The sequence below is a fragment of the Achromobacter sp. ESBL13 genome (assembly GCF_036668755.1).
Taxonomy (GTDB): Bacteria; Pseudomonadota; Gammaproteobacteria; order Burkholderiales; family Burkholderiaceae_B; genus Achromobacter.
Map to the genome: position 1 here is coordinate 694,999 of NZ_JAZEVT010000001.1, position 12,741 is coordinate 707,739.

11 protein-coding genes are annotated in these 12,741 nt (G+C 68.3%); 2 read left to right on the plus strand and 9 right to left on the minus strand.

From position 1 onward, the window contains the following. Position 1: 1 nt before the first annotated feature. From V6F88_RS03210 to V6F88_RS03220, 3 genes are all read right to left on the minus strand, one after another. Positions 2–1,471: a Y-family DNA polymerase gene (locus tag V6F88_RS03210; protein ID WP_332607904.1), complete on the minus strand. Its 1,470-nt coding sequence runs from the start codon at positions 1,469–1,471 to the stop codon at positions 2–4. Further along, positions 1,401–2,105, minus strand: a complete 705-nt coding sequence (imuA, locus tag V6F88_RS03215; RefSeq protein ID WP_332607905.1) for a translesion DNA synthesis-associated protein ImuA — start codon at positions 2,103–2,105, stop codon at positions 1,401–1,403. Before imuA ends, V6F88_RS03210 begins: the two co-directional genes overlap by 71 nt. A 70-nt stretch (positions 2,106–2,175) precedes the next feature. Beyond that, entirely contained in the window at positions 2,176–3,702 is a 1,527-nt protein-coding gene (locus V6F88_RS03220) for an amino acid permease (protein ID WP_332607906.1), read from the minus strand. A 224-nt stretch (positions 3,703–3,926) separates the two neighbouring features. On the opposite strand from V6F88_RS03220, the gene ypfH reads away from it, so the two are divergent. Further along, complete coding sequence (ypfH, locus tag V6F88_RS03225) at positions 3,927–4,631, plus strand: esterase (protein WP_332607907.1); 705 nt, start codon at positions 3,927–3,929, stop codon at positions 4,629–4,631. Between the two features lie 7 nt (positions 4,632–4,638). After that, positions 4,639–5,448, plus strand: a complete 810-nt coding sequence (locus tag V6F88_RS03230) for an IclR family transcriptional regulator (RefSeq protein WP_332607909.1) — start codon at positions 4,639–4,641, stop codon at positions 5,446–5,448. 138 nt (positions 5,449–5,586) lie between these two features. Here V6F88_RS03230 and V6F88_RS03235 read toward each other — a convergent pair whose 3' ends face one another. From V6F88_RS03235 to V6F88_RS03260, 6 genes are all read right to left on the minus strand, one after another. Then, on the minus strand, positions 5,587–6,381 hold the full coding sequence (locus V6F88_RS03235; protein WP_332607911.1) for an SDR family NAD(P)-dependent oxidoreductase: 795 nt from the start codon (positions 6,379–6,381) through the stop codon (positions 5,587–5,589). A 1-nt stretch (position 6,382) separates the two neighbouring features. After that, positions 6,383–7,360 (minus strand): Bug family tripartite tricarboxylate transporter substrate binding protein, encoded by a 978-nt coding sequence (locus V6F88_RS03240; RefSeq protein ID WP_332607912.1) that lies wholly within the window; start codon positions 7,358–7,360, stop codon positions 6,383–6,385. 86 nt (positions 7,361–7,446) lie between these two features. Then, on the minus strand, positions 7,447–9,174 hold the full coding sequence (locus tag V6F88_RS03245; RefSeq protein ID WP_332607914.1) for a thiamine pyrophosphate-binding protein: 1,728 nt from the start codon (positions 9,172–9,174) through the stop codon (positions 7,447–7,449). A 20-nt stretch (positions 9,175–9,194) separates the two neighbouring features. Next, entirely contained in the window at positions 9,195–10,028 is an 834-nt protein-coding gene (locus V6F88_RS03250; RefSeq protein ID WP_332607916.1) for a hypothetical protein, read from the minus strand. 311 nt (positions 10,029–10,339) lie between these two features. Next, entirely contained in the window at positions 10,340–11,761 is a 1,422-nt protein-coding gene (locus tag V6F88_RS03255) for an efflux transporter outer membrane subunit (RefSeq protein ID WP_332607918.1), read from the minus strand. A 62-nt stretch (positions 11,762–11,823) separates the two neighbouring features. Next, complete coding sequence (locus tag V6F88_RS03260) at positions 11,824–12,741, minus strand: HlyD family secretion protein (RefSeq protein ID WP_332607920.1); 918 nt, start codon at positions 12,739–12,741, stop codon at positions 11,824–11,826.

A 12,741-nucleotide genomic window follows, 5' to 3' on the forward strand; every position in this document is an offset into this window, starting at 1 on the left:
CTTAAGCGTAAAGCCCGTGCAGGAACCAGCGCGCGTGTTCCGCGTCGCGTTCGCGGTAGATCCAGTAGCGCGCGGCCGCCGCGTCTTCGGCAACGAAGTAATCGCGCACGGTCAGGGCCGGGTCCCACCAGCCGCTTTCGATGCGTTCCGGCCCGCGCACCAGCCGCAGCGGCTGGCCGCCGTACTGGGGGCGATGGCCCGACAGTTTCAAGGCCAGCGGTGTTTCCAGCAGCCAGAAGGGGCGGTCCAACAAGGGCGGCAGGGGCTGGGGCGGGCGCGGGGTGGTCAGCGCGTCGCCCCAGGAATTGGCGGCTTCGGGGCGGTGGTCGGGCGTGGGATGGGCGTGGCGTACCTGGTCGCGGCCCAGCCGGGCCACCAGCAGATCCAGCAGCCGGGCGTGGTCGGCTGCGGTGCCGCCGGGCTCGGGGAACAAGGTGGTGCTGACGGCGGGCTGTTCCACGGTGTCGGGCGCCAGCAGCGACACGGCGATGACGGGCGCTTCCAGCGTGACGTGGTTCAGCTTTTCGCGCAGCAGGTGCAAGATCTGCGGCGCCTGCCAGACCGGTTGCGCCAGCGCCAGTTCCAGTTCGGTGGGCGGCCGGGCATGGCGGCCGCGTTCGTGTTCCATGCAGAGCACCACGCGCCGCACTGCCAGTTGCCGGGCGGTAAGCCAGCCGCCCAGTTGTTCGGCCAGGCGGCGCGCCACCGCCAGCACGGCGTCGGTGTGCTCGACGTAGTCCATGAGCTCGATGCGCCGGGAAAACTGGTTGGGCGGTTCGATCCAGCGATACAGTTCGGGCGCCTGGCCATAGGCGGCGTCCAGCGCCGGCAGAAGATCGGGCGCGCTGCGCCGTTGCAGGCCGGCGCGCGGCAGGGCGCGCAGGTCGGCCAGGGTATGGCAGCCGATGTCGCCCAGCCAGTCCAGCCGCGCTTGCGCCTGGGGCAGCAGCGCCACCGGCAGGGCGTCCAGCCGGCGGGCCAGCGTGGGCAGGGTGAGCGTGCGCCGGGGCATGCGGCGGCCGGCCCGATGCGCCAGCAGCCAGGCGCCCCGGGCCGTGGGCGCCATGCCCAGCGACACGCGCAGGTCCAGCGCTTGCAGGGTGGCGCGTATGCGCCGGGCAAGCGCGCGCGGGCCGCCAAAGAACATCAGGCTGGCGCCCACGTTCAACAGCACGGTGTCGGCATCGCCCAAGGCAATTTCAGGGGTGTATTGCAGCAGCGCCAGCGCCGCGCCGTGCAGCGCGTCGGCTTCGGCTTGGGGCTGGCGGGGCAAGAGCTCGACCTGCGGGGCGATAACGGCCGCGCCGGCGCGGCGCATGCCCGGCTTGACGCCGGCCTGACGGGCGGCGGGGGTGAGGGCGGCAACGCGTTCCTGGTCCAGGACGGCGAACGCTTGCCCCTCATGCGGCCAGTGCGGGCGTAGTACGTCCAACGGCAGGCAGCGCAGGAATGCGGCGATCCAGAGGCGCATGGCGGGGAGAAGACGGCGTAAGCGCGCCGGGCTCCAGGCCCACGTACAGCGGGGTGTCGCAGACAGGCCCCCGGCGCTTCAGAATATGAACGGATAAACCGCCCGGGGCCGGCGCAAGCGCCAGCCGCAACGGGGCGGGGGTGGCGTTTTGCGCGGCGCTGGCCGGGCGGATGGCAATGAACAGCAGGTCACTGGCCTGGGCCGCCAGATGCAGGCGGCGCAGGGATTCGGGACGCACGTGCGGCAACCAGCAGATCAGGGCGCCGCAACTGCCGTTTTTCAGGATTTGTTCCGTCGCCCACAGGGCATCGACGGGTTTTTGCGGCGCCACCCACAGCAATTGCCGGGGATCCAGCCGCCAGCTCATCCAGCTGGCGATGTGGGGCACGTGCGGCGGCTGGACCAGCGCAATGGGGCGGCGCGTTTCCAGCTGGGCCAGCGCCGGGCGCAGCAGGCGGATTTCGCCCACGCCCGGATGGGGGGTTAACAGTTCGATAAGAGACCCCAGCGGCCAGCCGCCGTCCGGCAGCTCGGCGGAAAGCGAAGCGTGCCCGGTAGGCAGGTTGCGCGCGGCGCCTTTGGCCAACTGGGTGGCGCGCCACAACGCGGGATGGATGCGTTCAGGAGTCATCATTACTGTATGAATATACAGTATTGTAGCTTCCTTTTTGTTGCTCCTCGGTGATCCCTTTGCCGCCCCTTTGTCACCCTTTTTGGGTGCCGCCCGGCCCGGCCACGCCTGCCCCAGGGTCCATATCCAGCCCGTAAAAGCGCATGTCGCCGTAGCGCACCCAGCGCGATTTCTTCACCACGCGATGCCCGATCCACAGCGCCAGGAACAGCGGAATGGCCAGATATGTGGACACCACTCCGATCCAGTCGATGCGATCCTGCAGGAACGCCTGATAGTTCTGGCCCAGCGTCACCACCAGGCACAGCACAAAGGCCAGCACCGGGCCAAATGGGAACAGGCCGGCCTTGTAAGGCAGGTCGGCCGTGTCGTAACCGTGCCGCACGTAGCCCTGGCGGAACCGGTAATGGCTGACCGCGATGCTCAGCCAGACGATGAATTCCGTCATGCCCGCAAAATTCAGCAGCCAGATATAGACCGCCTTGGGGCTGTAGACCACGCTGAACAGGCACAGGCAGGCCAGCGCCGTGGTGGCCAGCAGCGCGTACAGCGGCACGCCGCTTGCCGTCAGCCGCTTGAACAGCGCGGGGGCCTGGCCCTCGGCTGCCATGTTGAACAGCATGCGGGTGGCGGCGTACATGCCCGAATTGCCGGCCGACAGCACCGACGTCAGGATCACCGCGTTCATCACGGTGGCGGCCGACAGCAAGCCGGCGTGCTGGAACACCAGCGTGAAGGGGCTGACGGCGATGTCTTCCACTTCGTTGCGCAGCAGTTGCGGATCGGTATAGGGCAGCAGCAGGCCGATGATCAGAATGGCCAGCACATAGAAAAGCAGGATGCGCCAGAACACGTTGTTGATGGCGCGCGGCACGTTGCGGCGCGGGTTTTCGGATTCGCCGGCGGCCACGCCCACCAGTTCGGTGCCCTGGAAGGAATAGGCCACCACCATGGCCACGCCGACCCAGGTGGCCGCGTTGCCCACGAAGGGCGCATCGCCGATGGTCCAGTTCACCAGGCCGACCTGATCGCCGCTGTGGATGATGCCCACCAGCATGCCCAGCCCGACGGCGATGAAGCACAGCACCGCCACCACCTTGATGATGGCGAACCAGTATTCGGCCTCGCCGAAGCTGCGCGCCGAAAACGCGTTCAACCCGAAGGTCAGTGCCAAAAAGGCCACGCTCCATATCCAGCCCGGCGTGTCCGGCAGCCAGTACGCCATGACCAATTGGGCGGCCACCACGTCCACGGCGACGACCGTGGCCCAGCTGATCCAGAAATTCCATCCCAGCGCGAAGCCGAAGCCGGGGTCTACATAGCGCGACGCATAGGTGCAGAACGACCCGGACACCGGCATGAAGGTGGCCAGCTCGCCCAGGCTGGTCATGATGAAGTAGACCATCAGGCCGATCACCAGGTAGACGAGCAGGGCGCCGCCCGGGCCCGCTTGCGCGATGGCCGCGCCCGAGGCGACGAACAGGCCGGTGCCGATGGCTCCGCCCAGCGCTATCATCGTCAGGTGGCGCGCCTTGAGCACGCGGTGAAGCTGATTCCGGCTATCGGAAGTCGCGCCAGAATCGGGGGTGTGTGTCTGCATTGCGGGGGGTCAAGTGGCCGCCGAGGCGGCATTCAGGCAAGGGGTGGGCGGGGTCCGGTCACGCTTGCGGCGGCCAGACGACCGCCAGACGACCGCCAAGTGGTCGCCAAGTGGTCGCCAAGCGGCCGCCGACGCCAGGCACGCCGCCAACGGTAAAGCCGCGCATTTTACAATGCGGCCATCGCGGCGCAGTCCAGCGGCCCGGGCCAGCACGGAGCAGTTTCATGGCATCTACCGAATCTCTTGAATTCCTACCCGAGGCGGGCATCGACGTGCGCCAGTTGTTCATCCTGCTGCATGGCGTGGGCGGGTCCCCCGATAACCTGCGGCCCTTGGCCCGCGCCGTGCGCGCGGCCTTTCCGACGGCGGCGGTGCTGGTGCCCGAAGGTTTCCAACCCTTTGACGGCGGCAACGCGGGGCGCCAGTGGTTTTCGGTGCGCGGCGTGACCGAAGACAATCGCGCCGAACGCGTGGCGGCCGCCATGCCGCCCCTGGAAGCCTATGTGCGCCAGGCGCAGGCCCGCTTCAAGCTATTGCAGTCGGACACGGCGATCGCGGGCTTTTCGCAGGGCGCAATCATGGCGCTGGAACTGGTGCAGGCCCACGACGGCATGGCCGGCCGCATCATCGCGTTTTCGGGCCGCTATGCCCAGTTGCCCAAGACCGCGCCGCAATTCACTACCTTGCATCTGCTGCACGGGGCCGACGACCCCGTCATGAATGTGTCCCACATCCAGGCGGCCCAGGCGCGGCTGGAGGCGCTGCATGGCGATTCCACCATCGACATCGCCAGCCATGTTGGCCACGAACTGCATCCCGCGTTGATCGAACGCGCCATCGTCCGCTTGCAGACCTGCGTGCCGCTGCGCGCCTGGGAAGCGGCGCTGGGCCTGAACCAGACGCCGCCCGACGGCACCACCCTGCATTGATCGCGCGATGAGCACCGCGCGATCTTCCGTGCCCGCCCCGCCGCGCGCCGCCGACTCCGTGGGCGGCGCCCAAAGCATTTTCCGCGTGCTGCGCCTGTTGAAATACGTGGGCGCCGCGCCCGCGCGTGGCGTCGGCTTGAGCGATGTCGTGCGCGACATCGGCCTGACGCCGCCCACCGCGCACCGCATGCTGTCAGCGTTGCTGCAAGAGGGCTTTCTGTCGCTGAACCCCAAGCTCAAAACCTATAGCCTGGGCCGCGAGTCATACATTCTGGGTCTGGCCGCCGAAAGCCGCCATGGCATCAAGGCCATCGCAGAATCGGCTGTGTTGCGGTTGGCGCAATCCACGGGCGATACCAGCTTTCTGTCCGTGCGTTCCGGCCACGAAGCAGTGTGCGTGGACCGCAAGACGGGCGACTTTCCCATCAAGATCCTGACGCTGGAAGTGGGCCATCGGCGGCCCTTGGGCGTGGGGGCGGGCAGCCTGGCGCTGCTGGCGTTTTTGCCCAACGACGATATCGATCGCGTGCTGGCTCGTTACGACGCCACCACCGCGCCCGACCTGCCGTCCACCGACATGCTGCGCGACGACATTGCCGCCGCGCGCAAGCACGGCTATGCGTTGAACCCGGGGCGCATCATCCCCGACATGCTGGGCGTGGGCGTGCCGGTGTTCGACCGCGAACAGAACGTGGTGGCCGCGCTGAGCGTGGCGGCGATCCGTTCGCGGCTGTCGGGGGCTCGGCTGCATGATGTGGTGGCCGCGTTGCAGCGCGCCGCGTCCGAACTGTCGGCGGATCTGCTGCCGCGCGCCTGAAGGCAACCGCGGCCGCGGCCGAAACGGCAGCCGCAGCCGCAGCCGCAGCCGCAGCCGCAGCCGCAGCCGCAGCCACAACCGCAGCCACAACCGCAGCCACAACCACGGTCACAACCACAGCCGCAGCCACACCCCCGGCTAGCGCCCCGCGCAGGCCTTGCCGCCATCGACCGGCAAGCACACGCCGGTGATGTACTTGGCCTCGTCGCTGGCCAGGAACAGGGCGGCATGCGCCACGTCCCAGGCGTCGCCCATCCGGCCCATCGGGCTGGCGGCGTTGCGGCGGCGGCGCATTTCCTCGACGTCCTGGAACTGGCCGGCAATCTGTTGGTAGATCAGCGGCGTATCGATCACGCCGGGCAGCACCGCGTTGACCCGGATATTGTCCGGCGCGTAGCGCACCGCCAGCGACCGCGTCAGGTGGTTCAAGCCCGCCTTGGCCGCGTAGTAGGACGTGTACGGATAGGTGTTGACCTGAATCGAGGCCAGCGACGAGATGTTGACGATGCAGCCGCCGCCTTGCGCCAGCATGGCCGGCAGCACGTGCTTGCAGGTCAGGAACACGCCGGTCAGGTTGGTGTCCAGCACCCGATGCCAGCTTTCCTCTGACGCTTCAATGGGATCCCCCATTTCCGTGATGCCCACATTGTTGTGCAGGATGTCGATGCGGCCGGCCTCGTCCAGTATTCGCGCCACCACGGCCTGGATCTGCTGCGACTGCGTCACGTCGGCCACCAGCGCGCGGCACTGCCCGCCTTCGCCCTGGATGACGCGTTCGGTTTCCTGGGCCGCCTCCGCGCGCACGTCCACCGCGTACACGCGCGCCCCTTCGCGCGCATACAGCGCGGCGGCCGCCTTGCCGTTGCCCCATCCCGGCCCCGACGACCCCGCGCCGAACACCAGCGCTACCTTGTCCTTGACGCGCTGTCCCATGTCATTGCACCGAGATGTGGGCGAAGTCGGCCACCTTCTTCCACTTGGACACGTCCGCCTGGATCATCGCGCCGAACGCATCCGGCTTGTCCGCCACCACATAGGCGCCCACGCCCGCGTACTTGGCCTGCACGTCGGGGTCGGCCAGCGCCTTGCGCGACGCGTCGTTCAGCTTGGCCAGCACGTCCTTGGGCAGGCCGGCGGGCGCCAGCAGGCCGTTCCACATTTCGGCGTCGTAGTCCGGCAGGCCCACTTCGGCAAAGGTGGGTACGTCGGGCAGTTGCGGCAGGCGGGCCTTGGCCGCCACCACGATGGCCCGCAGGTTGCCCGACTGGATGTGCGCCATGGACGAGGCGGCGGTGTCCCACAGTATCGGCACCTGCCCGGCGATGACGTCATTCAACGCGGGCCCCGTGCCGCGATACGGCACGTGCATCATGTCCAGGCCCGACAGGGACTTGTAGTACTCCATGGCCATGTGCGTGGCCCCGCCGTTGCCCGACGACGCATACGAATACTTGCCCGGGGCGCCCTTGACCAGCGCGAAGAACTGCGCGTAGTCCTTGGCCGGAAAGTTCTTGTTGACGACGATCACGCCCGGCACACGGATGATCTGCGTGACCGGCGTGAAATCCTTGACGGCGTCGTAGGGCAGGTTCTGGTACACGGCCGAGTTCGTGCCGTTGGTGCTGGACGTGCCCAGCAGCAACGTGTAGCCGTCGGGCGCGGCGGAAGCCACCGCGCGTGTGCCCACCGTGCCGCCCGCGCCACCCCGGTTTTCCACCACCACCGGCTGACCCAGTTGCTTGCCGAGCGCTTCGGCAAAGATGCGGCCCACCACGTCGGACGTGCCGCCCGGCGGGAACGGCACGATCAGGCGCACGGGGCGGTCGGGGTAATCCGCTTGCGCGGCGGCCGCGCCGGACAGCGATACGGCAAGGGCCGCGGCCCCCAGGGTGATCCAGGTTCTTCTCTTCATGATGTTGTCTCCTTGCTTGCTATTGTTGTGCGTCCAGCCTTTTCGGGGACGCCAGGCCTTGTGCCGGCCTGTGCCCTGGCCGAACGTCACGCGATGCGGTCGCCCGGCTTGATCTTCGCGGCGCGGCTGTCCACCCCCGGCAGCATGTGCGCCGGGTCGCGTGTCACCACGACGTCCAGGATGGTGGGGCGGTCCTTGCAGGCGTACGCGCGGGCCAACGCCGCCTGGATGTCGGCGGGGTCTTCCACGCGGATGCCGTTGCAGCCCAGCGCGCGCGCCACATTGGCGTAGTTGGTTTCCACCAGATCCGACGACTGGTAGCTGCCGCTGCCGTACATCAGATGCTGAAGCGCCTTGATATACCCCGATGCCGCGTTGTTCACCACCACCAGCGTGAAGGCCAGGCCCATGCGCACCGCCGTTTCCAATTCGCCCAGCGACATATTGCAGCCGCCATCGCCCGTCAGGCTGATGACCTGACGGCCCGGCGCGGCGGCGGCGGCTCCGATCGCGCCCGGGATGCCGTAGCCGATGGACGCAAAGCCCCGGTCCGGCACGAAGCCGCGCCCGGCACGCTTGGTGTCGAAAAGCAGGCCGCCCCAATGCGCGGCAAAACCGCCGTCCGCGACCAGGATGCCGTCTTCGGGCAGCGTCGCGTTGATCTCGTGCATCAGCCGCGCCATGCCGATGGGGCTGTCCGGCGACGTCAGCTTGCCCTGCACGGATTCACGCCACGTGTGCATGGCTTGCCCGACTTCATCCGCGTAGGCTTGGCGGTCGGTTTGCAGCGGTTGGTCGGCCATGCGTTCGGCCAGCTCTTGCAGCGTGGCGCGGGCGTCGCCCCACAGGCGCAGGGCGGGCGTGGTCGTGCGGTCGAATTCTTCGGCCACGATGTCCAGGTGTATGACGGGGGCGCCCGCGCTCAACAGCTCGTAGCGGCGCGTGGCCACTTCGCCCAGCTTGCAGCCCACCACGAACAGGCAATCGGCCTTGGCGATGAAGTCGTTGGCGATGCGGCTGTAGCGGCCGAACAGGCCGGCGTTAAGCGGGTCGCTGCACGCGATGGCGCCCTTGCCGCTCATGGTGTGGGCCACCGGGATGTTGAAGCGCTGCGCAAAGGCCTGCACCGCCGACGCGGCGTCGCTGATATGCACACCGCCGCCGCACAGCATCAAGGGCCGCGCGGCGCCGGCCAGCATGCTGGCGGCTTGCGCCAGGTCGTCCGCATCGGGTCGGCAGCGCAGTGCCGGGGCCCGGCGGGTGTTGGCGCTGGCGTAGAACGCGTCGGCATCAAAGGCGTGGACCGCATGCGCGATGTCTTCAGGCACGTCCAGCACCACGGGGCCGGGGCGCCCGCTGGTGGCGACGGCAAAGGCGCGCCGCACCAGTTCCGGAATGCGCTCGATCATCTCGATGCGCAGCACGTCTTTCACCACCGGCCGCAGCACTTCCAGCTGGCGCGCTTCCTGCGTCATGTTCTTCCAGGAATGCAGACGGTGCGAATCGCCCACCAGCGCCACCAGCGGCGTGCCGGCGTTGAAGGCTTCAGCCAGGCCGGTGACCAGATTCGTGGCGCCCGGCCCCAGCGTGGCGTCGCACACGCCGGGCCGGCCGCTGACCTTGGTGTAGGCGTCGGCCGCGAACACGGCGCAGCGCTCGTCGTTGATCAGGTGATGGTTCAGATTCAGGCGACGCACGGCGTCGTAGAACGGCAGCAGCTGAAAGCCGCCCATGCCGAACATCAAGCCGACATCGTGCGCGGCGAACATGCGCGCGATGGCTTCGCCACCCGTGATTTCCAGTTTTTCCGACATGCGAGGTGTGCTCCTGAGTCTTAAGTGTTGGCGCGCCCGTTGAGCAGGGCATCGATAAAGGTTTTCAGTGGGGTGCCGACGCGGCCGCCCAGATCGCGGGCGCGCGCGTTGGCTGACGAGATCACGCCTTCGTCGTAGCAGGACCGCGCGTCGCCGATGCAGGCGCTATGGGCGGACACGGTCAGCGCCGCGATACCGCGCTGCTGCAACAGCGGCAGCCGGCCGGTGCCCGCGCCGTCGCGGCCCATGCCGGCGTCGTTGAAGGTGACCAGCCGGGGCGCGGCCTTGACACCGTCTGTGGCCAGACCGGCCAGGCGTTCGCCGTGCGATGCCGTGACGGCGATGAGGCCGTCGTCGCGTTGATCCAGCAGCGATACGGAATCCGCGCCGATGACTTGCGGCGTGCCGTCGGCCGCCGTCCGCAACACGCTGCGTGACTCGTCTTGCAACGTGGGCGGTGGGTAGGAGGCTGAAGACAGGGCCAGCCGCGCGGCGGCCTCGGCCACGCGCATGCCAGGCACGCAGCCCAAGGCTTGCGCCCGTAAATTGACGTGGCTGATGACGCCGTGGCGCAGCATGTCGGCGCCATCGCCGATGCGGCAGCTTTGATAGTCGGCGGTGGCGGCGGGTACGCCCCAGCGTTGCAGGTCCGACAGGCCGGCAATGCCCGCTTGCCGCAGCCCCAGGCCGGCGTCGTTCAGGATCACCGCCCGCACCCGGCCGCGCGCGGCGCAATAGGCGGCATAGCGCCCGCCGTGGGAACCGGCGATCACCACGCGGCCCGCGTCCGCGCTGCCGAGCTTGGTGATGCTGTCGAGCACACTGGCGTCAATGGGGGTGCGCGGGGATTCCATAATATGGATTCTGGTTTGGTCGTGTTGCGGCCCAGCGGGCGAAGGCGTAGGGGCGTTTACCCCAGCTTGTCTCATGTCTTCGTGTAGGTATGCACCGAATTCTACGGGCGCGAAAAGCCGTACGGCAATGATCCATCCATATTATGGAAATGGATTTGATCGGCATGGCACATCGGGATAGGGCTCCCCGCCCGGCGCTGACTCGGCATGCTTCAGGCCAGCCGCGACAGGACGAAAAAAAGCGCCCGGGTCGGGCGCTTTGGGAAGCCGCAGCCTACAAGGCAGGGCGCAGGTGCGAGTAAAGCGGCTGGCTACTTTTCCCAGCCCCCGCCCAATGCCAGGAAGACGGCGATCTGGTCGCTGCTAAGTTCGGCTTGCGAGGCGGCCAGGGCGCTTTCGTTGGTGGCCAACGTACGTTCGGCGTCCAGCACGGTCAGGTAGTCCGTCTTGCCATATTGGAACAGGCGGCGTGCTTGCGAGGCGGCTTCGGCGCTTTGGTCGCGGGCGGCGCGCAAGGCGGCGTCGCGGTCCAGCTGGCGGGCGTAGACGACCAGTGCGCTTTCCGTTTCGCGCAGCGCGTTCAACACCGTGGCGTCAAAGCGCGCCACCGCCGCCTTCGTGCTGGCTTCGGCTTCGGCGATGCGGGCCTGCACCGCGCCCGTGTTCGGGATGGTCCACGAGATCAGCGGACCCACGCTCCAGCTGAACGTGCCCCGGTCGCCAAACATGGCGGCGGGGCCGCCCGATGCGGCGGACAGGCCCAGCGTGACCTTGGGATACAGGTCGGCGGTGGCCACGCCGATGCGCGCGGTAGCCGCTGCCAGCGTGCGTTCGGCCTGGCGGATATCGGGGCGGCGGCGCAGCAGTTCGGCGCCGTCGCCAACGGGAATGGTGCTGCTCAGGCGCGGCGCGGCGGCGCATTGCAGCAAGGACGCGGGAATGTCGTTCGGGGTTTGCCCCGTCAGCGCGGCCAGGCGGTACAGCGCCGTGCGCTGCTGTGCCTGAAAGGGCGGCAGGTTGGCCTGCAATTGTTCAAGCTGGCTGCGCGCGCGCGTGACGTCCAGCGTGGTGCCCCGGCCGGCGCGCTGCAAGCGGCTGACGGCGTCCAGCGATTCCTTTTGCACCTGCACGGAGTGTTGGGCCGAGGCCAGCTGCATGCCCGCCGCGCACATGTTGGCGTAGGCGCGCGTGGTTTCGGCGGCCACGGTCACGCGGGTGGCATCGTAAGCGGCCTGGGCGGCTTGGGCGTCGCCGGTAGCGGCTTCGATGGCGCGCCGGATCTGGCCGAACAGATCCAGTTGATACGACACGCTGGCGCCCGCGGAATAGGCCCAGTGGTTGGGCGGGTCGATGCCGGGTTGCAGTTCCTGCAAGCCGGACACATGGCCGAATGTGGGCGACGCATTCACGCCGATGCCGGGTTGCTGCTGCGCCTGCGATTCCTGCACGGCAGCCTGCGCGCGTTCCAGGTTGGCGCCGGCCACGCGCAGGTCGGTGTTGGCGGACAGTGCCTTTTCCACCAGCCCGTCCAGCACGGGGTCGTTATACAGACGCCACCAGTGGCCGCTCACCGCTTCCTGCGCGAACACCTTGGAGCCGGCCTCGACGAAGGGGGCGGCCGCGCTCTGTCGCTGGGCGACCGACGCGGCGGGCACCTGGTAGTCAGGGCCCACGGTGGTGCATCCGGCCAGCGCAATGGCCAGCGTCAACGGCAGAAGAAATTTGGTGTTCATGGCAGCTACGGCTTGGCGTTGATATGAGATGAAAGAAGGGTTGTGGGGCGCGCGTTGCAGGGTCAGCGGGCGGCGTTGCGGTCAGCGGCCTGCCTGGGCGCGGGCGTGGGGTCCACCGACACGGTGGCGGTCTGGCCGGCGACCAGCCGCACGCCTTCGGGCACATCGTCGATCTTCACGCGCACCGGAATGCGCTGCGCCAGGCGCACCCAGTTGAAGGTGGGGTTCACGTTGGGCAGCAGGTTGGCGCCGGTGCTGCGGTCGCGGTCGGCAATGCCCATGGCGATGCTTTCCACATGGCCACGGATATGGCGCGAATCGCCCATCAGCGTCACCGTGACGGGCGCGCCTTCCTGGATGCCGGGCAGCTTGGTTTCTTCGAAGTAGCCTTCGACGTAGAACGAGCCCGCATCCACCAGCGCCATCACGCCGCGGCCGGCCGTGGCGTACGAGCCCGCGCGCAGATCCAGGTTGGTGATGCGGCCATCGCTGGCGGCCACCACGCGGCTGCGTTCCAGGTTCAGGCGCGCGGTGTTCAGTTGCACCTGCGCTTGCGCCAGCGCGGCTTCGGTCTGCTGCACCTTGGTCTGGCTTTGTTCGACGGCTTCGGCGGCCACCAACTGGCCCAGCGAACGGTTGCGCTTGGCGTCGCGCAGCGCCTGGTCATGCGCCACCTGTTGCGAACGCACCGAGGCTTGCGCCTGGTCGAACGCCAGCTGGAAGCGGGCACGGTCGATTTCAAACAGCAGGTCGCCCGCCTTCACGTCCTGGTTGTCGTGCACGGGCACGCTGGTGACCAGGCCGGAAACGTCGGGCGCCACTTGCACCACGTAGGCCTTGACGCGGCCGTCGCGCGTCCAGGGCTCGACTTCATAGTGCACCCACAACTGCCAGCCGGCGTAGGCCGCGGCAGCGACGACGATGGCCGTCACCGCGAACTTGCCGATGGCGGCAGGGCGAAGGGCGTTGGGAAGTTTCAT